The following is an 18,761-nucleotide window of genomic DNA, read 5'->3' as shown; positions in this document are numbered from 1 at the left end:
CTTCACCTTGAGGATGTCACGACCGCGCTCGGCGGTTGTGAGTAAATCTGTTATATCACTACGATAACGCGACTATCCGATGGCCTTGCGCCATGAAAGGCGGCAGGCATGGCCCATCGCTGCGCCCACTCGCTGCAATCGATCTATGACCATGACGAGCCGCCATCGCACCGCAGCAACTTCCATCCCGGCAGACGGAAAGATCGTGGATTCTCCTTATTTATTTCTTAGCGATTTTGGCGCTTTCCTATTCGCGTAACTGTCAAATTATTTACAAGTGTTCCCTTCCTGTGACATCGCCACCAACTGTCCGGCGAAGGGGGCGAACGCAACGACCAATGCGGCGAGAGCCGGAACGGCCGACCGCAGAGAGACCAGACTGTGCCGGCGTGCGAGCGCCAGGGGGATGACGGGATGTCGAACGATAGTCACCGGAACAAGTCCGCGAAGGGCAATGCCTGGTATTCGGGCCTGCGCGGCAAGCTGATGATCGCCATCGGCGTCGTGCTGTCCGGCACGCTGGTGGCCGCAGCCGTGGCGCTGATCGGCTATGCCAACGTGCGCACCACCATCGATGCCATCGTGGGCGAGGCCGTGCCGGCGATGACCGAAGGGATGGGCGTGGCGCAGCAGGCCGAACGGCTGGTGGCACTGGCGCCGGAACTGACCTCCGCCGACCAGGCCGCCGCGCGCGAGGCGGTGTCCGCCCGGATCGCTGCGGCGAAGGTGGAGTTCAACGCGCGCCTCGACCGGCTGCGTGCCATCGGTTCCGCCGGCGCCCAGCTGACCGCCATCGAAGACTCCTCGAAGGGGCTGCTCGGCAACCTCGTGCAGCTCGATCAGGCGGCGGCGGATCGGGTCGCGCTCGCCGCCGCCCGGGAAGCGATGCTGCCCAAGGTGATGGCGGCGGAAGCCGAGATCCAGAAGTTCGTCGCGCCCTGGACCTCCGTCCTGAACAATGAGGAGGAGCAGGCGCGCTCCACCCTGGCCGACCCCGATGCCGCACCCGATGCCCTGCGCGAGGCTGCAACCACCCTGAACCGCGTCATGGCCCAGAAGAAGCCGCTGGCCACGGCCACCGCGGAAGCAGCCAACATCCGCAACATGCTGATGGAGGCGGCGAGCACCCGCGACGACCAGCGGCTGGCGATCATCGAGACCCGCGTCGGCGTGTCGTTGGCCGGGCTCGGCACCGCCGCGCAAGCCCTGCCGGCGCGTCTGGCCGAAGTCGCCTCCAAGCAGGCGGAACTTCTGACCGGCTATTCCGTCGGCGACGAGTCCATGGTCACGCTGCGCCAGAAGGAACTTGCGATCGAGGGCTATTTCGCCCAGCTGCTGGAGAGCAACCACGCCCTGGCCGGCACCCTGTCCAAGGGGATCGCCACGCTGGTCGACACGCAGAAGCAGGGCATCGCCGAAGCCAGCGGCGCCACCACCCGCATGCTGGACAACAGCCGCCTGACCCAGATCGCGGTCGCGGCGGCCAGCATCCTGGTGTCGATCCTGGTGGTCTGGCTCTATATCGGCCGCGTCGTCATCCGCCGGATGCTGGCGCTGAAGGCCGGGATGGGCCGCATCGCCGCTGGCGACCTGGATGCCGAGATCGCGCTCGACGGGCACGACGAGATCGCGGAGATGGGGGCGGCGCTGCTCGTCTTCCGCGACACCGCGCGCGAGGTCGAAACCGCCCGCGCCGCCGCGGAGGCCGAACGCCAGCGGGCCGCCGGCGAACGCCGCGACGCCATGCTGTCGCTGGCCGACCAGTTCGAGAATGGCGTGAAGGTGGTGGTGGAGACGGTATCCGCCGCCGCGACCCAGATGCACCAGACCGCCGCCGGCATGGTGGCGACCGCCGACGACACCTCCCGTCAGGCCGGCAGCGCCGCCGAGGCGGCTGAGACCGCGTCGGTCAACGTCGACGGTGCCGCGTCCGCCGCCCATGAGCTGTCGCAGTCGATCAGCGAGATCGCCCGTCAGGTGACCGAATCGGCGACCATCGCCGCCAAGGCCGCCAACGAGGCAGATCGCACCGACGGCACGATGCGCGAGCTGAACGAGGCGGCCAGCCGGATCGGCGCCGTGCTGGACCTGATCTCCGACATCGCCGGCCAGACCAACCTGCTGGCTCTCAACGCGACCATCGAAGCCGCCCGCGCCGGCGAGGCCGGCAAGGGCTTCGCCGTGGTGGCGCAGGAGGTCAAGCAGCTTGCCAGCCAGACGGCCAAGGCCACCGACCAGATCGCCGGCCAGATCGGCGCCATGCAGCAGGCGACCGGCGAGGCGGTGAACGCCATCCGCAGCATCGGCCTGACCATCGGCCGGCTGAACGACATCGCCGCGAGCATCGCCGCGGCGGTGGAGCAGCAGGGCGCCGCCACCTCCGAGATCGCCCGCAACGTCCAGCAGGCGGCGGGCGGCACCGCCCAGGCTTCCCAGAACATCGGACAGGTCCGCACCGCCGCCGGCCAGACCGGCCAGTCGGCACAGGAGGTGCTGTCGGTCGCCCAGGAGGTCTCGACCCAGACCAGCCACCTGCAGCAGCAGATCGACCGCTTCCTGCGTCAGGTGCGGTCGGCGTGATCAGTATTTGATAAAGCCCCTCTCCCCTTGCGGGAGAGGGGCTCGGATTTGCCAATCAGCCCTGGACCACCGTCTGGCGCTGGGTGCCCAGGCCCTCGATGCCCAGTTCCACCACGTCGCCGGCCTTCAGGAAGACCTGCGGCTTCTGTCCCATGCCGACGCCCGGCGGGGTGCCGGTGGAGACGATGTCGCCCGGCTGCAGGCTCATGAAGCGCGACAGGTAGGACACAAGATAGCGCACGCCGTAGACCATGGTGGCGCTGCTGCCGTCCTGATAGCGGTGGCCGTTGACCTCCAGCCACATCTTGAGATTCTGCGGGTCTTCGACCTCGTCGCGCGTCACCAGCCAGGGACCGGTCGGGCCGAAGCTGTCGCAGCTCTTGCCCTTGGTCCACTGCCCCTGCCGCTCGATCTGGAAAGCGCGCTCGGACACGTCGTTGACGATGCAATAGCCGGCGACATGGTCCATCGCCTCGTCTTCCGAGACGTATTTGGCGGTCTTGCCGATCACGAAGGCCAGCTCGACCTCCCAGTCGGTCTTCTCCGACCCGCGCGGCAGTTCGATGGGATCGTTCGGCCCGACGATGGCGCTGGTCGCCTTCATGAAGATGATCGGTTCCGGCGGCACCGCCATGCCCGTCTCCGCCGCATGGTCGGAGAAGTTCAGGCCGATGCAGACCATCTTGCCTACACGCCCGACGCAGGGACCGAGGCGCGGATTCCCCTCCACCAGCGGCAGCGTCGCCGGGTCGATCGCCCGCAGGCGGTCCAGCCCGTCCGGCAACAGCGCCGCACCGGCGATGTCGTCCACATGGGCCGACAGGTCGCGGATGCGGCCGTCGGCGTCGAGCAGTCCCGGCTTTTCCTGGCCCGGCGGGCCGTAGCGCAGCAGTTTCATGAAAACTCTTCCCTGATAGGAGTTTGGCGCCCGCCGATCCTGACCGGTCGGCGCGGAAAGTAAAGAGGGTGAACGAACAAAATGTAGCGTTACTTCACGGATCGGTCGACAAGCCCCGTGATCTGTAGTAAAACTACATCAGCTTCGCGGCCGGCCCGATCGGCCGCCGCACCGCCGCCGGTGGACACCCGCATGCTGGACACGATCGCATCCTCACTCGACAGCCTCCGCCGTGCGGAAGCCGCGGTGGCGCGCACCGTGCTGGCGGCCCCCCATGCCGCCGTGCGCGCCAGCCTGGCCCAGCTCGCGGGCAAGGCGGGGGTCAGCGAACCGTCGGTGCTGCGCTTCTGCCGCTCCGCCGGTTTCGGCGGCTTCCACGAGTTCAAGATCGCGCTTGCCCAGCATCTGGCGGCATCCGCCGCGCGGGAGGAGGCCGGCGACCGGCCGACCCCGCTGGTGCGCGACCTGTCCCCCGGCGACAGCGTCGCCAGTGCGGCCGAAAAGGTGCTGAACCGCTCCATCGACGCGCTGGTCCGCCTGCGCGGCCGGCTGGACACCGGCGCGCTGGAACGCGCGGCCGGCGTGATGGCCCGGGCGCAGCGGGTGCAGATCGTCGGCGTCGGCGCGTCCGGCACCGTGGCGCTCGACGCCCACCACAAGCTGTTCCGCCTGCTGCCGCAGGTGACCGCCAGCACCGACGCCCATCTGCAGGCGATGGCGGCGGCAACGCTCGGCCCCGGCGACGCCCTGCTGGCGATCTCCAAGACCGGCACCAGCGACGAGATCTTCGACGTCGCCGCCATCGCCCGCGACGGCGGGGCCACGGTGATCGCCATCACCGCCTCGGCCACGCCGCTGGCCGAACGCGCCGACATCCGCCTGACCGTCGATGTCGACGAGGACACCGCGGTCCACACCCCGATGGCCTCCCGCCTTGCCCAGCTGGCGCTGATCGACGCGCTGACCGTCGCCGTCGGGCTGCAGGCACCCCCGGCCTCGACCGCCGCCTTGCCCGCATCAAGGCGGTGCTGGCCGGGCATCACCGCGTGCCGGACCGTCCGGCCTCCGCCGCTCCCTCACTTCCCCCGTCCCCCCAGAAGAGTCCCGAGGAATCCTGATGTCCACCACCCCGACCGCTTCCGAGATCCTGGACCAGCTCGTCGCCTACGGCGTCGTTCCGGTCATCCGCAACAGCTCCGCCGATCTGGCGCGCACCGCCGTCAGCTGGCTGCGCGAAGCCGGCTACGGCACCTTCGAGATCACCATGACCACCCCCGGTGCCGTCGGCCTGATCGAGGAGCTGTCGGCGGAAGGCGGCGCGCTAATCGGCGCCGGCACCGTCCTGACCCCCGCCGCCGTCGCCGACGTGGTGAAGGCCGGCGCCAAGTATGTCGTGTCGCCCTGCGTCGTGCCGAAGGTGGCCGCCGCCTGCCGCGACCATGGCGTGGCCTGCCTGATGGGCGCCCTGACCCCGACCGAGGTGCATGCCGCCATCTCCGCCGGCGCCGATGCCATCAAGATCTTCCCGGCCTCCACCGTCGGCCCTGCGCACATCAAGGCGCTGAAGTCGGTCTTCCCCGGCGTCCGCTTCGTCCCCACCGGCGGCATCGACGCCACCACCGTGGCCTCCTATGTCGCGGCCGGCGTGGCCTGCGTCGGTGCCGGCGGCAAGCTGGTCGACGAGGGGCTGGTCAAGAAGGGCGACCGCGACGCCATCCTGGCCGCCGGCCGCCAGCTGATGGACGCCTACCGCGCCGCCAAGGCCGCCTGATCCCCAATAGGAAAATCCTGCCGCCCGGCCGGGGCAAAGCTGCCGGGCGGCAGGACAGGCATGACGGAGTTCCTTTCTTTATCAACACGTTACGACTGGCCCGCATTCTGCAAAGCCCCCGTCGCCATTCCCGCAAGGGATGCGGAACGAGGGAGAGAACGCCATGGTCAGCCTGTCCAGCTACGCCGATGTCGGCAGCATGGCCCAGAGCCTGCAGCAGTCGATCGATGCCGCGGTCAAGCGGGTGCAGCAGCAGGCGGCCGGCAACGGCGGCGCGACCGGCAAGGTCCAGGAGTATGAGCAGACAGTCAACAAGTCGGCGCTGAACGCAGCGCCCTTTGCGACCGGAATCGGCACGCTGGTGAAGGACACCAGCAGGCTGAACGTCTTCAGCTCCCTGGCGTCCAACGATCCCGCCGACTTCTACAAATTCAACGTCACCACGTCCGGCGCCGTGACGCTGGGAACCGTCGGCGACGCCGGGGTGCGGCTGCAGCTGATGGACCGCGGCGGCAAGATCATAGCCGACAGCAACAAGGATGCCGGCGCCACCTATGACGCCTTCCAGAAGCTGAAATCCGGTCAGCTCACGCTGGAAAAGGGCGACTACACCATGCGCATCGCCCGCGAGAAGGACGTTCCGGTCAAGGATGCCAAGAATTACGGCGTCCAGCTGCGCATGGGCAACTACAGCAAGGACTACGACACCATCGCCAAGCAGCCGGCCAAGGGCGACAACCCCTTCGGCGGCAACACCAAGCTGCAGGGGCTGGCGGCGATCCTGGGGGCCGGCAGCGCCTCCACCAACCCCGCCTCGATGATGCTGGGCGGGACCGCCGGCGCCTATGGCGGGCGCGGGTCGTTGCTGAACGCGCTGCTGTAAGGGGGCCGGCCTCAAACCAGACGGTCGCGCCCCGATTCCTTGACCAGCAGGACAGCCTGGGTGCGGCTTCCGACGCCGAGCGCCTTCAGCACGCCAGTGACATGGGTCTTCACCGTGGACAGGTTCAGGCCCAGCCTTTCGCCGATCTCCTGGTTCGACAGGCCCTGGGCCAGCAGGTCCAGAACCTCCAGCTGGCGCCGGGTCAGCCCGTCGAACACGCTGGGCGCGCCGCCCCGCGCGGGCGAAGCGCCGGCGGCGGCAGGAGCCCCGGGCATGCCGAGGACCGGCGGCACGTAGGAGCCGCCCGCCATCACCAGCCGCAGGATGTTGACCACCAGCACGTCGTCGGTCGATTTCGGGATGAAGGCGCGCACGCCGCGCGACAGCACCGCGCGCATCTCGTCCGGCGACTCGATCATGGAGAAGACCGCGACCGGGACCGGCGCCACGCGCTTCACCAGCGCCTCGACGTCGTCCAGCCCGCCCAGCCCGGGCATGCGCAGATCCATCACGATCAGGTCGAACGGGGTCCCCCCTTCGAGCATCGACGAATCGAGGATGGCGTTCAACTGGCTGAAGCTGGTGGCCGCCACCACGGCGGCCTGCTCGTCCAGTTCACCCACCAGATGGGTCAAGCCGCTGCGGACGATGGAATGATCGTCGGCGATCAGAACCTGCATGTAACGTCTCGGACCGAAGATGCCTCGCGTGCTGCTCCGTCATACGCTGACGCAACGGCCGGCGCTACCTCCTTCGCACGTCCGGGCATGGCAATGCCGGGAAGATCCGCAAAGAATCACGCGGGGGAGGTCATCCGCCCCCTCCCCCGCGTGCAGGTCCGCACCGGAAGCCGATCGACAGCGCCGATCCGGCTTCCGCCGATCAGGAGACCTTGATGAGGATCTGGGCGCGGCGGTTCGACGGCTCGCGCACGTTCGGACCGGTCGGGACCATCAGCTGGTTCTCGCCCACCCCTTCGATGGAGATCATGTTGGCCGGCGTGCCGCGCGCGATCAACGCCTGTCGCACCGCCTCGGCCCGGCGGATCGAAAGCCGCTGGTTGTAGGTCGGCGAGCCCGAGGTGTCGGTGTGGCCGATCACCTGGATGCGGACGGCGCGGGCCCGGTTGGCCGCTTCGGCGGCATCGCCGATGATGCTGGCGGAATTCGGCGTGATCGCCGCCTTGTCCCAATCGAAGAACACCTGATACTCGCTCTGCGGCTGGGCGGCCATCGGCGGAGCGGCCGGAGCCGGGGCGGCGACCGGCGTGGCGCGCGACGGGCCGCCGAAGGTATAGCGCAGGCCGGCCAGGATGGTGTGGTTGCGGTACTCGCCCTTCGAGGTCACCGGACCCAGTTCGAACTCCGGATCGACGGTGGCGAAGTAACGGTAGTCCAGCGTCACCGCCACATTGTCGTTGATGGCATAGGATGCGCCGACGATGCCCTGGTAGGCGAAGACCCAGTCGCGGTCGCTGGCGCCGTTCAGCGTCTGCTTCACCCCGGCGATACCGGCGCCGGCACCGACATAAGGCGTGATCGGCAGGCCGATGTTGAAGTCGTACAGCAGGTTGCCCATGAAGGCGACCGAACTCATCTTGCCGCCCAGACCGTTCAGGCCGGGGGTGGCGCTGCTGGTGCCGTCGACGCTGTTGCGCCAACGCCAGGCCGCCTCCAGTTCGGCGCGCAGGCCCATCGCGGTGGCGTAGCCGACCGAAATGTCGCCGATGCCGCCGATCTTGAACTCCTCCTTCAGGCCCAGGCCCGGGGCCGGATAGCTTCCGAGATCGGCATCCTCGGTCCAGTTCACGCCGGCCCCCGCGCCGACGTAGAAGCCTTCCGGCGCGGCGAAGGCGGCGGTCGGAACGGCCAGGGAAGGAACGGCGACGGCCAGTGCCGTGCCCAGCAGAATCCCACGCATCGTCATGTTCTTGTTCCCATCGTTGACGGCGTTGGCGGATCGGGACATCCCGGCCTGCGGCGAAACGCGTGACAGAACGGGCTCCGGCCCCGACAATGGAATCCGCCGGACCGGCTTCCAATCCCGCCCACGCAGGGCCGGCTTTCCTGTTGCAGATTTGCCTCATCGCCCGCGATGGCATTTCCTGTCGCGATAACAATGACTTGGACACACGCCACGATGCCCTCTACCCCGGACGATGCGATCGACTACCCCCTCTGCTCCACCCCGGACCCCGGCGGCTGGCAGGAAGTGGCGGCGGGCGTGCTGTGGATCCGGCTGTCGCTGCCCTTCCAGCTCGATCACATCAATGTCTGGGCGCTGGACGGCGGGGCTGCCGGCTGGACACTGGTCGATTGCGGATTGGGCGACCGGCGCACGCTCGCGCTGTGGGAGGAGCTGCTGCGCGACGCGCTGGGCGGCCGGCCGGTGGAGCGGGTGGTCGTCACCCATTTCCATCCCGACCATATCGGCGCAGCCGACTGGCTGGTGGAGCGGACCGGCGCCGCCTTCGCCACCTCGCTGACGGAATGGCTGTTCGCCCGCACGCTGTCGGCCGGCAACGATGCCGCCGCCGATGCCGCGGTGGAGCGCTTCTACCGCCGCTGCGGGCTGGCGCCGGAGACGCTGGACGCGGTGCTCGCCCGCCGGGGGGCCTATAACCGCGGCGTCCCCGGCGTGCCGGCCACGCTGACGCGTCTGCGGGCGGGCGACCGGCTGCCGGTGGGCGACCGTCTCTGGACCGTGATCGGCGGCAGCGGCCATACGGCGGAACCGGTCAGCCTGTACCGCCCGGCTGACGGCGACGGCAATGATGACGCCCCGGCCCTGCTGATCTCCGGCGACCAGATCCTGCCGCGGATCAGCCCGAACATCAGCGTCTGGCCGACCGAACCGGACGCCGATCCCCTCGCCGACTATCTCGACAGCCTGAAGGATTGGGCCGTCCTGCCGGCCGACACGCTGGTCCTGCCGTCACACGGCCGTCCCTTCCGCGGCCTGCACCGGCGCGCCGACGATCTGGCCCTCCACCATGCCGAACGGCTGGCGGAGATCGAATCGCTCTGCGCATCGCCCCGGACGGCGGCGGAGGTGACGCAGGCCCTGTTCCCGCGCCCGCTCGATCCGCACCAGACCGTCTTCGCCGTGGGCGAAGCGGTGGCTCACCTCAACCATCTGATCCGCAAGGGGCGGCTGGAGCGTGTGGACGGCGGCGGCGGACGGGGCGGGTCGGACGTCTCCCTCTACCGGCGAGGCCCCGGCGCCGGGCAGGCCTGACGCCCCGCGCATGCCTGCCGGAAAGGCCGCTATTCGGTGACGATCTCGAACTGCTGGGAGTCGAGCAGGGTCGACACCGACAGGGTCTTCAGCGTCTTCGGGTCATCGGTTCGCTTCATCTGGGCATGCTGGGTGCCCATGCCGTCCTTGCGGATGGCGACGACTTCCCAATAGCCGCCGCTCGGGGACAGTTTGCGATAAATCTGCCCCTCGATCACCTCGCGCTTTCTGCGCATTTTCGTTCTCCAAAACCCATCCCATACCGGCTGCCGTCACGGCCGCCGCGAAGGGCGCCATTGAAGCACAAAACACCCCCGTCGTGGCGAGTGTCCGTTCGGTGACCGTTCATGGATGCCGCATATGCGTTGTTGCAGCGCAGCACGTCCGGGGCACCCCCGATGACCCTTTGCCGCAGTGCGGTTTCAAGCTGGAACAAAAGTCGCGGCTGTGGGTTCATAGCGGTCATGAACACCGATCTCGACGTGCTTGTCTTCGCGACCCGCCTGGTTGATGAACTGGGCGAAACCGCGATTCGAATGAGCCGCGTTCGTCTTGTCGAACTCACGGCCGCCAACCACACCCGTGCCGCCGCCTTCTGGCGGGAGGTGATGCGGACTTCCGAACGGCTGCTGACCGAGCGGTCGGGCCGTCGGATCGCATCCGGCCTCTCTTCGCCGGCCATTGCCGCGGCGCAACCGTCCGTGGCCCAATCCGTCGCTTATGTTCCCCGACCTATTCCCTGACCCGGCTGAAAAAGCGGGTCCGATGGAAATGGAAAAGGGCCGGCACAGAATGCCGGCCCCCTTCCGCGGAACGCGGATGCGTTTCGCTTACTTCACTTCGGCATACTGGCCGTTCTGCCACTTGTACCAGACATAGGCCGGGCTGGTGACGTCGCCCTTGGCGTCGAAACCGATCTTGCCGATGACGGTGTTGTAGTTGCCCTTGCGCATGACTTCGGCAACCTTGGCAGCGTCGGTCGAGTTCGCCTGCTTCACCGCATCGGCCCAGATCTGGAGCGCCGCGTAGGTGTACAGGGTGTAGCCTTCCGGCTCATAGCCCGCCTTGCGGAACTTCTCCACGACGGCCTTGGCGTCCGGCTTCTCACGCGGATCCGGGCCGAAGGTCATCATGGTGTTCTCGCCGGCGTCGCCGGTGATGGCCCAGTACTCGTTGGTCACCAGCGCGTCACCCGACACGATGATGGCCTTCATGCCCTGGTCCTTCATCTGGCGGGCGATCAGGCCGGCTTCGGTGTGGTAGCCACCGATGTAGACGGCGTCGACGTTCGCCTGCTTCAGCTTGGAAACCAGAGCGGAATAGTCCTTCTCACCGGCCGTGTAGGCTTCGTAGATGGTTTCCTTCTGGCCGCCGGCGTTCAGCGCCTTCTGCGTCTCGTCGGCCAGACCCTTGCCGTAGGCCGACTTGTCGTGAAGGATGGCGACGTTCTTGCCCTTGTACTTGTCCAGCAGATACTTGCCGGCGATCAGGCCCTGCTGGTCGTCACGGCCGCAGACGCGGAAGACGTTCTTCAGGCCCTGCTCGGTCAGCTTCGGGTTGGTCGAAGCCGGGGAGATCTGCAGGATGCCTTCCTCGGCATAGACCTGGCTGGCCGGGATCGACGAACCCGAGCAGAAGTGGCCGGCCACGAACTTCACACCGGCCTTGGCCAGCTGGTTGGCGACGGCGACGGCCTGCTTGGGATCGCAGGCGTCGTCGCCGACTTCCAGCTTCAGCTTCTGGCCCAGGACACCGCCGGCGGCGTTGATGTCCGCGACGGCCTGTTCCATGCCCTTCTTCATCTGCTCGCCGAAGGTGGCGTACTGGCCGGTGATCGGGCCGGCCGTGGCCACCGCGATGTCGGCCTTGGTGGCCGTGGCGGAGAGCGCGGTCGCCGCGATCGCGGCGAGAAGGGACAGCTTGAATTTCATGGGTGTGCTTCCCTGTTCTGTGAATGGTCCCTGTTGCAACATACCCCCGGCCCTTGCGGGCCTTGCCGCCGGGTCCCCTCCGGCGGTTTCCAGATTACCATACCCCAAGTGGTGCGGTGTGCGACAGTTTCACGGGCACCAATCAGCCGTACGGTCTATTCCTAATGACTTATTCGTTGGTGGACACACCGGTCCTTTCGCGCCAAGCGAACGGGCCGGCGCGCTCATAGAGCCACGGATACTGGTTGACCATGCGGCGTGCGATGGCGATGCGGTGCGCCGTCAGCGTGATGACGGCGATCACCGCGGTGTGGACGATGAAGCCCCACAGCGACAGCAGCTGCTCGCCGAACAGGCCCCAGGCCAGGAAGCGGTCGCCCACCCCCAGCAGCAGCGAGTAGGCCAGCACGTTCGACACCGGCTTCCAGCCCTCCGCCAAGGTCTGGCCGGTCAGCACGCCGCAGCCGCCAAACACCAGCACCGTCAGGAACACGAACACCGGAAGCGAAGAGCCAAGGATCGTCTCCATCTCAGTGACCCCTTCCAGATAGGCAGCCCGCACTTCCGGGTCGGCCAGCAGCTGCGCCCCCGTCCCCGTCATCGTGATCTTCCCCGTCACCATCACATAGGCCCGGTGCGCCAGTTTCAGCGCGTGGAACGCGTTCTGCTCCACCATGAACACCGTCATCTTCTGTTCCCGGTTGATCTCCTCGATCACCTGGAAGATCTGCTTCACGATCAGCGGCGCCAGACCCAGCGACGGCTCGTCCAGCAGCAGCAGCCGCGGCTGGCTCATCAGAGCGCGCCCGATCGCCAGCATCTGCTGCTCGCCGCCCGACATCGTGCCGGCGCGCTGGTTGATGCGCTCCTTCAGGCGCGGGAACAGCGTCAGCACCCGCTCAAGCTCGCGCTCGAAGCTGCCGGGCTGCGCGACGATGGAGCCCATCTGCAGGTTCTCAAGCACCGTCATGCGCGGGAAGATGCGACGGCCTTCCGGGCTTTGCGCGATGCCGCGCCGCACGATCTCGTGGGTCGGCAGGTCGGTGATGTCCTCGCCCTCGAAGAACACCCGGCCCTGGCGGGCGCGGGGGCTGCCGCAGATCGTCATCAGCAGCGTCGACTTGCCCGCCCCGTTGGCGCCGATCAGCGAGACGATCTCGCCGGCGCCGATCTCGATGTCGATGCCCTTCAGCGCCTCGATGGCGCCGTAGAAGGTGTGGACGCCCGATACCTTCAACATGGCTCAGGCTCCCTTCTGGCCGGCGGTGGGGGAGATGTGCAGGTCGGCCGCCACCTCCGGCGGCAGCGCCTCGTCCTCGTCCTCGCCCAGATAGGCGCGGATCACCGCCGGGTCGTTCTTCACATGCTCCGGCGTGCCGTCGGAAATCTTCCGGCCATAGTCCAGCACCACCACATGGTCGGAAATGCGCATCACCACGCTCATGTCATGCTCGATCAGCAGAACGCCGGTCCGGTGGCCCTGCGGCGTCTGCACATCGCGGATGAAGGTCAGGATCTCGGCCAGCTCCCCCGACTCGCGCGGGTTCAGGCCGGCCGCCGGCTCGTCCAGGCACAGCAGCACCGGCTCCGTGCACATGGCGCGGGCGATCTCCAGCCGGCGCTGGGCGCCATAGGGCAGGTTGCCGGCTTCCCAGTCGGCGAACTCGGTCAGGCGGACCCGGTCCAGCCAGTATTTCGCCAGCTCCACCGCCTCATGCTCGGCCTTGCGGAAGCCGGGCAGGCCCAAGAGGCCGGCGATAGCGAAGCCGGACGCCCGCATCAGCTTGTTGTGCTGGGCGACGATCAGGTTCTCCAGAACGCTCATGCCGCTGAACAGCCGGATGTTCTGGAAGGTGCGCGCCACGCCCGCCAGCTGGGCGATGCGGTAGCCCGGCATCCGCTCCAGCAGGAACTCCTTGCCCGTGGGGTGGCGCAGGGTCAGCCGCCCGACGGTGGGGGTGTAGAAGCCGGTGACGCAGTTGAACAGCGTCGTCTTGCCGGCGCCGTTCGGGCCGATCAGCGCGGTGATCTCGCCCGCCCGCGCCTCGAACGACACGTCGTTGTTCGCCACCAGGCCGCCGAAGCGCATGGTCAGGTGTTCGACCGTCAGCAAGGGCTTTTCGGTATTCATCGGTGCGGCGCTCATTTCGCGGCTCCCGTCGCGGCGGGGTTGCGTCCGCCATGCAGGAGGATGGTCGGGTCGCGGTGGGCCAGCAGGCCGCGCGGACGCCACAGCATGATCACCACCATGCCGGCGCCGAAGGCCAGCATGCGGTAGTCGGCCAGCTCGCGGAACGCTTCGGGCAGGCCGATCACCAGCAGCGTGGCGACCACCACGCCGATCTGGCTGCCCATGCCGCCCAGCACCACGATGGCGAGGATGATCGCCGACTCGATGAAGGTGAAGCTCTCCGGGCTGATGAAGCCCTGGCGCGTGGCGAAGAAGGAGCCGGCGAAGCCGCCGAACATCGCGGCGATGGCAAAGGCCGCCAGCTTCATGTTGGTGCGGTTGATGCCGAGCGAGGCGCAGGCGATGTCGTCCTCGCGCAGGGCCTCCCACGCCCGGCCCAGCGGCAGCTTGCGCACGCGCAGCGTGAACAGGTTCACCACCAGCGCGAGCGCCAGGATGAGGTAGTAGAGGAAGATGATGCGGTGCAGCGGCGAGAATTCCAGCCCGAACATCTCGTGGAAGGCGGCCATGCCCTCGGCCGGGCTGCGCGAGAAGTCGGCGATGCCGAAGAAGCTCGGCCGCGGAATGCCGGAGATGCCGTTGGGGCCGCCGGTGAACTGGTACCAGTTGACCAGGATGATGCGGATGATCTCGCCGAAGCCGAGCGTCACGATGGCGAAATAGTCGCCGCGCAGCCGCAGCACCGGGAAGCCCAGCAGCACGCCGGAGATGGCGGCGAGCACGCCCGCCAGCGGCAGGCAGACCCAGAAGCTGAGGCCGAAGTAATGGGCCAGCAGCGCGTAGCTGTAGGCGCCCACCGCATAGAAGGCGACATAGCCGAGATCGAGCAGGCCGGCGAGGCCCACCACGATGTTCAGGCCCCAGCCCAGCATGATGTAGGTCAGCAGCAGGATGCCGATGTCCAGGATCATGCGGTCGGCCAGCGGGGTCAGCGGCAGGACGGCGGCGAAGGCCACGGCGACCGGGCCGATGTAGCGGCTGGCGTGCTGCACCTTGGCGGCGATGCGATCCATGCGCTTGTCGCGGTCGGCCTGGGACAGCTTGGAGCGGCCGGTGGCGACCGTCATGGCGGCGCGGATGGCGATGACGCCGCCGCCCAGCACCAGCACGAGGCGCAGCACCTGGGTCGGCATCGGCAGCAGCAGCCCGACGCCGGCGCAGAGCAGCGCCAGGATCAGCACCGGCAGCGCCATGCCCTGACGGATCAGCCCGAGCCCGAGGCGGCCCAAAAAGACCAGCGCGATGGAGGCGACGACCTCCTCCGGCCGGGCCTCGATGCCGAGTCCGGTGGGGCGGTCCACCGTGCGCAGGCCGACCAGCGGCACGGTCAGCAGCAGGGCCACGAAGGCGGCGAGGCCGGCGTCCTTGATGGTGGCGGCCCAGTCGACGCCGCGGGCAGCGCCGCCCGCGGTGGACGAGACGGTGTTGGAATGGGTGGTCATGGCGCTTACACCTTCTCGATCTCGGGCCGGCCGAGCAGGCCGGTGGGCCGGAAGATCAGGACGAGGACGAGGATGGAGAAGGTTGCGACGTCCTTCCATTCGGAGCCGACATAGCCGGACCAGAAGGCCTCGATCAGGCCGATGACCACGCCGCCGAGCATGGCGCCGGGCAGCGACCCCACCCCGCCGAGCACGGCGGCGGTGAAGCTTTTCACCCCGGCCAGGAAGCCGATGTAGAAGTCGATGACGCCGTAGATCAGCAGCACCATCATGCCGGCGACGGCGGCGAGGGCCGCACCCATGACGAAGGTCAGGGAGATGACGCGGTCGACATTGACGCCGAGCAGGCCGGCCATCTTCTTGTCCTGCTCGCAGGCGCGCTGGGCACGTCCCAGCGAGGTGCGGTTGATCAGCATGGTGAAGCCGACCATCAGGATCAGGGTGATGACGATGGTGGCGAGGCGGACGTAGCTGACGGAGACGGCGCCGTCCATCAGGGTGAGGTTGCCGGGCAGGATGGGCTGCAGCGGCTTGGAGCGGGCGCCCTGGAGGAGCTGGATGTAGTTCTGCAGGAAGATCGACATGCCGATGGCGGAGATCAGCGGCGCCAGCCGGGGCGAGGAGCGCAGGGGCCGGTAGGCGATGCGCTCGACCGTCCAGCCATAGACGCTGGTGAACAGCATGGAGGCGAGCAGCATGACCAGCAGGGCCAGCGGCACCCAGGTGATGCCGAGCGCGCCGATGGCCAGGAAGGTGATCAGCGCCACGAAGGAGCCGATCATGTAGATCTCGCCATGGGCGAAGTTGATCATCCCGATGATGCCGTACACCATCGTGTAGCCGATCGCGATCAGGCCGTAAATCGCCCCAAGCGACAAGCCGTTGATCAATTGCTGGAGAAAATAGTCCATGTCCTCACCCCACCTTCAGCACGGCGCAAAGGCAGGGTGCGGCGGCACGGGCACACTCGGCACACCGGTCACGCAACAGCAAGCCCCCTGTCTGGTGCAGCCCGTCCAGTCACCAAACGGAATGCCGTATCATCCGGAGTTCCGTCTATCGGTCTGACGGACCATGATTTTTCCTGTTCGGAGGATGCGGTCCCTACCCGGCCGGGCCGTTCGGCGAGCGTTCCCCCTGACCTTTTCGGTAGTACCAGCCTGACAGATTTTTGCAAGACAGATTTGTGCTGTCCGCATGCGTCGAACGATGAGCGGGACGGGACATATGCAAAACGCCCCGCCGGCGGCTGCCGGCAGGGCGTTCTGAAAGCCTGATCCGAAACCGGGCGTTGCCGCGTCAGCGCACGGCGACGGACTGCTTGGCCGGAGCGGCGGCGACCTTCTGCTTCGGCTTGGCCGGAGCGGCGGTCTTGGCAGGAGCCTTCGCCTTTGCAGCCGTGGCCTTCGCGGCCGGAGCCGGGGTGGCCTGGGCGACGGCGATGACCGGATCCGGACCGCTGACCACCTTGACGTCGCAGAGCGGGCGGCTGGCCAGATGCATCAGGCCGGCGTTCTTCTCGTCCGCGGTCAGGGTGCGGAGGTCGTCGGCGGTCAGGTCCTTGGCGGCCACCGAGCGGTCGACGAAGTTGGCGCAATATTGCGGGATGCCGATGGTGGCGGCGCGGCGGCTGATCTCGTTCGCCAGTTCGGTGCGGAACATGTCGAACTGGCGGGTAGCGTTGCCGCCGCTGCCCGAACGCTTGTAATAGCTGATCAGCGACGCTTCGGAATTGGACAGCAGGGCGCGGTTCTTGACCGAGAAGTCCTGGTAGAGGTCGAACGGCTTCTTGTCCGGCACCACGGTGCGGCAGGTCAGGCCGACCACCATCATCTCGGTGTGCAGGCGCATCATCTGCTCGGCCGCGTGCTCGGCCCGATTGTAGCAGGCGGGCGCGGCGGGCGTGCTCGCCTTGGTCGGCCGCGCCTTGGCAGCGGCCGGCTTCGCGGCCTCCTTGGCGGCGGCCGCGTCGGCGGGCGCAGGCAGGGCAAACAGCGCGCCGAGGACGGCGGCGCCGGTCAGGGCTTTCAGGGAGAGGCGGAGGGCAGCGCGCTGGCGACTCATCAGGGGCTCCGGTGGCGCGGTACGACAGGACGGGTTGGGGCGGGGTGCTGGACCGCCCGACAGTCGGCGACCTTCTACCCGAACGCCGGGGTTGGTCAATGGTATTTGCCGGCCGCTTGCGTTTTGTCCCACGACCGCGGCGGAGTCGACACGCGGGTCCGCAACCGCGATCTCCCCTTCGGCGACCGACCTTTCGGGCAGCCGCCATCGCTGGACGCGCCGGGGCCGGCGACGCTATGGATGGGCTTTCCACGGTCAGACGGGTCACGCAACATGGCAGCCACCGGATCAGGTTTTGCGAGCGGGCACCGCATCGGCATCGATCTGGGCGGCACGAAGACGGAGGGCATCCTGCTCGACCGTCAGGGAAACGAGATGGCCCGCCACAGGGTTCCCACGCCCAAGGGCGATTACGGCGGGACCGTCGCGACGATCCGCGATCTGGTGGAAAGGCTGGAAGGCGAAATCCCGGAGGGCGGCAAGGCGACCGTCGGGCTGGGCATTCCGGGCGCCATCTCGCCGGCCACCGGGCTGGTCAAGAACGCCAACTCCACCTGGCTGATCGGGAAGGACTTCACCCGCGATCTGATCCAGGCACTCGGCCGGCCGGTGCGGATCGAGAACGACGCCAACTGCCTTGCGGTGTCGGAGGCGACGGACGGCGCCGGGGCCGGCTGCGGCGTGGTGTTCGCGGCGATCCTCGGCACCGGCTGCGGCGCCGGCATCGTCGTGCATGGCCGGCCGCTGGGCGGGCGCAACGCCATCGCAGGGGAGTGGGGGCACAATCCTCTGCCCTGGCCGACCGACGCGGAGCGGCCGGGTCCGGTCTGCTATTGCGGCAGGCATGGCTGCCTGGAAACCTTTGTCTCCGGGCCGGCGGTGGCGGCGGACCATCTGGCGGCCACCGGCGAGGCTCTGGACGCCGCGACGATCCTCTCGCGCGCGGCCGGCGGCGATCCCCGATGCGCCGCGACGGCGGACCGGCTGGTCGGCCGGCTGGGCCGCGGGCTGGCCGCCGTCGTCAACCTGCTGGACCCGGACGTGATCGTGCTGGGCGGCGGCCTGTCCAACGCGGGCCTGCTGTATGACCGGCTGCCGGCGGCGATGGAGCCGTGGGCCTTCACCGACCGGCTGGACACGCCGGTGCGCCGCGCCCGCCATGGCGATTCCAGTGGCGTGCGCGGCGCTGCATGGCTGTGGCGGCCGGGGGAAATGCCGGGCGCGGATTATTGAGGCTGGGCCGTCCGCGGGGTTGCCGGGGCGTCGGCGCTGCGCGGCGGGGCCATCACCCGGCGGGCGGCGGCGGGATCCACCGGCGGCGGCGTCAGCGTGTGGGTGTTGGAATAGTGGCGGTTGTTCCGCTTGACGTCGGTGCCGTAGCGCGTCATGCCGGCACGGTGCTCGCCCGCCCGCGTGGCGCCCCAATGGGACGGCGCCGGGCCGGGAAGCGGCTGCGCCTGATCCATGTTGCGCATGAAGGGCCCGGTCGGCACCATCTGGTCGTACACCCAGGGCGCATAGTCCTGCTTCTGGGCGTTGGCCGGCAGCGACAGCGCCGCCATCCCGAGAAGGGACAGGGCGGCGACGGCAGCGGTCCTGGCGGCGGCTCTGGCAGCGGAAGCAACGCGGGTCATCGAACAGGCACCTTTCGTCCGGAAAAACGGATCTGAAGGTGCAGTCGAACGGAAAGCGCCCGCGCCGTCCAATGCGGAGGCGCGTTACCCATCCCGGTGCCGCCATGCCCAAGCGGGGAATTCCCCCTGC

General features: G+C 68.3%; 17 protein-coding genes and 2 pseudogenes. 7 read left to right on the top strand and 12 right to left on the bottom strand.

What is annotated here, in order from left to right:
- The first annotated feature begins 414 nt into the window (after positions 1-414).
- On the top strand, positions 415-2,580 hold the full coding sequence (locus AB8P05_RS29960; RefSeq protein ID WP_472761646.1) for a methyl-accepting chemotaxis protein: 2,166 nt from the start codon (positions 415-417) through the stop codon (positions 2,578-2,580).
- A 55-nt stretch (positions 2,581-2,635) separates the two neighbouring features.
- Here the strand turns inward: AB8P05_RS29960 and AB8P05_RS29955 are convergent, their stop codons facing one another.
- Positions 2,636-3,478: a fumarylacetoacetate hydrolase family protein gene (locus AB8P05_RS29955; protein ID WP_472761645.1), complete on the bottom strand. Its 843-nt coding sequence runs from the start codon at positions 3,476-3,478 to the stop codon at positions 2,636-2,638.
- Between the two features lie 192 nt (positions 3,479-3,670).
- Here AB8P05_RS29955 and AB8P05_RS29950 point away from each other — a divergent pair.
- The 3 genes and pseudogenes from AB8P05_RS29950 to AB8P05_RS29940 all read left to right on the top strand — a co-directional run.
- Positions 3,671-4,390 (top strand): annotated as a pseudogene (locus AB8P05_RS29950) (MurR/RpiR family transcriptional regulator); the annotation flags it as partial.
- Positions 4,391-4,595: 205 nt separating this feature from the next.
- The gene (locus tag AB8P05_RS29945; RefSeq protein ID WP_455175736.1) at positions 4,596-5,249 is read left to right on the top strand and encodes a bifunctional 4-hydroxy-2-oxoglutarate aldolase/2-dehydro-3-deoxy-phosphogluconate aldolase; all 654 of its coding nucleotides are present in this window, start codon (positions 4,596-4,598) and stop codon (positions 5,247-5,249) included.
- 163 nt (positions 5,250-5,412) lie between these two features.
- Complete coding sequence (locus AB8P05_RS29940; protein WP_472761644.1) at positions 5,413-6,132, top strand: hypothetical protein; 720 nt, start codon at positions 5,413-5,415, stop codon at positions 6,130-6,132.
- Positions 6,133-6,143: 11 nt separating this feature from the next.
- Here the strand turns inward: AB8P05_RS29940 and AB8P05_RS29935 are convergent, their stop codons facing one another.
- Both AB8P05_RS29935 and AB8P05_RS29930 read right to left on the bottom strand, forming a co-directional pair.
- The gene (locus AB8P05_RS29935) at positions 6,144-6,812 is read right to left on the bottom strand and encodes a response regulator transcription factor (RefSeq protein ID WP_455175738.1); all 669 of its coding nucleotides are present in this window, start codon (positions 6,810-6,812) and stop codon (positions 6,144-6,146) included.
- A gap of 202 nt (positions 6,813-7,014) precedes the next feature.
- The gene (locus AB8P05_RS29930; protein WP_472761643.1) at positions 7,015-8,058 is read right to left on the bottom strand and encodes an OmpA family protein; all 1,044 of its coding nucleotides are present in this window, start codon (positions 8,056-8,058) and stop codon (positions 7,015-7,017) included.
- A gap of 213 nt (positions 8,059-8,271) precedes the next feature.
- Here AB8P05_RS29930 and AB8P05_RS29925 point away from each other — a divergent pair, with 213 nt between their 5' ends.
- A complete protein-coding gene (locus AB8P05_RS29925) occupies positions 8,272-9,369 on the top strand; it encodes an MBL fold metallo-hydrolase (RefSeq protein ID WP_472761642.1) in 1,098 nt (365 codons plus the stop codon).
- A gap of 29 nt (positions 9,370-9,398) precedes the next feature.
- On the opposite strand, the gene AB8P05_RS29920 is transcribed toward AB8P05_RS29925, so the two are convergent.
- Positions 9,399-9,605 (bottom strand): hypothetical protein, encoded by a 207-nt coding sequence (locus AB8P05_RS29920; RefSeq protein ID WP_472761641.1) that lies wholly within the window; start codon positions 9,603-9,605, stop codon positions 9,399-9,401.
- 228 nt (positions 9,606-9,833) lie between these two features.
- Here AB8P05_RS29920 and AB8P05_RS29915 point away from each other — a divergent pair, with 228 nt between their 5' ends.
- Positions 9,834-10,112 carry a hypothetical protein gene (locus tag AB8P05_RS29915; RefSeq protein WP_455175741.1) on the top strand — a complete coding sequence of 93 codons (279 nt, stop codon included), beginning with the start codon at positions 9,834-9,836 and terminating at the stop codon, positions 10,110-10,112.
- 87 nt (positions 10,113-10,199) lie between these two features.
- On the opposite strand, the gene AB8P05_RS29910 is transcribed toward AB8P05_RS29915, so the two are convergent.
- The 7 genes and pseudogenes from AB8P05_RS29910 to AB8P05_RS29880 form a co-directional block, all read right to left on the bottom strand.
- Positions 10,200-11,300, bottom strand: coding sequence for a branched-chain amino acid ABC transporter substrate-binding protein (locus tag AB8P05_RS29910; protein ID WP_472761640.1), 1,101 nt, complete (start codon positions 11,298-11,300; stop codon positions 10,200-10,202).
- 169 nt (positions 11,301-11,469) lie between these two features.
- Positions 11,470-11,829 (bottom strand): DUF6867 family protein, encoded by a 360-nt coding sequence (locus AB8P05_RS29905; RefSeq protein ID WP_455175743.1) that lies wholly within the window; start codon positions 11,827-11,829, stop codon positions 11,470-11,472.
- A 9-nt stretch (positions 11,830-11,838) separates the two neighbouring features.
- A pseudogene (locus tag AB8P05_RS29900) lies at positions 11,839-12,540 on the bottom strand (ABC transporter ATP-binding protein); the annotation flags it as partial.
- 3 nt (positions 12,541-12,543) lie between these two features.
- On the bottom strand, positions 12,544-13,431 hold the full coding sequence (locus AB8P05_RS29895; protein ID WP_472762010.1) for an ABC transporter ATP-binding protein: 888 nt from the start codon (positions 13,429-13,431) through the stop codon (positions 12,544-12,546).
- A gap of 11 nt (positions 13,432-13,442) precedes the next feature.
- Positions 13,443-14,933: a high-affinity branched-chain amino acid ABC transporter permease LivM gene (gene livM / locus AB8P05_RS29890; RefSeq protein ID WP_472761639.1), complete on the bottom strand. Its 1,491-nt coding sequence runs from the start codon at positions 14,931-14,933 to the stop codon at positions 13,443-13,445.
- 5 nt (positions 14,934-14,938) lie between these two features.
- Positions 14,939-15,844, bottom strand: coding sequence for an ABC transporter permease subunit (locus tag AB8P05_RS29885; RefSeq protein WP_472761638.1), 906 nt, complete (start codon positions 15,842-15,844; stop codon positions 14,939-14,941).
- A gap of 388 nt (positions 15,845-16,232) precedes the next feature.
- The gene (locus tag AB8P05_RS29880) at positions 16,233-16,997 is read right to left on the bottom strand and encodes a hypothetical protein (RefSeq protein ID WP_472761637.1); all 765 of its coding nucleotides are present in this window, start codon (positions 16,995-16,997) and stop codon (positions 16,233-16,235) included.
- A 273-nt stretch (positions 16,998-17,270) separates the two neighbouring features.
- On the opposite strand from AB8P05_RS29880, the gene AB8P05_RS29875 reads away from it, so the two are divergent.
- Positions 17,271-18,230, top strand: coding sequence for an ROK family protein (locus AB8P05_RS29875; protein ID WP_472761636.1), 960 nt, complete (start codon positions 17,271-17,273; stop codon positions 18,228-18,230).
- Here the strand turns inward: AB8P05_RS29875 and AB8P05_RS29870 are convergent.
- A complete protein-coding gene (locus AB8P05_RS29870) occupies positions 18,224-18,631 on the bottom strand; it encodes a hypothetical protein (RefSeq protein WP_472761635.1) in 408 nt (135 codons plus the stop codon). The genes AB8P05_RS29875 and AB8P05_RS29870 overlap by 7 nt on opposite strands.
- Between the last annotated feature and the right edge of the window lie 130 nt (positions 18,632-18,761).

The organism is Azospirillum sp. VT-I1, from assembly GCF_055698305.1.
Note: the sequence above shows the minus strand (reverse complement) of the source record. Positions and strands in the feature narration are given on the sequence as shown.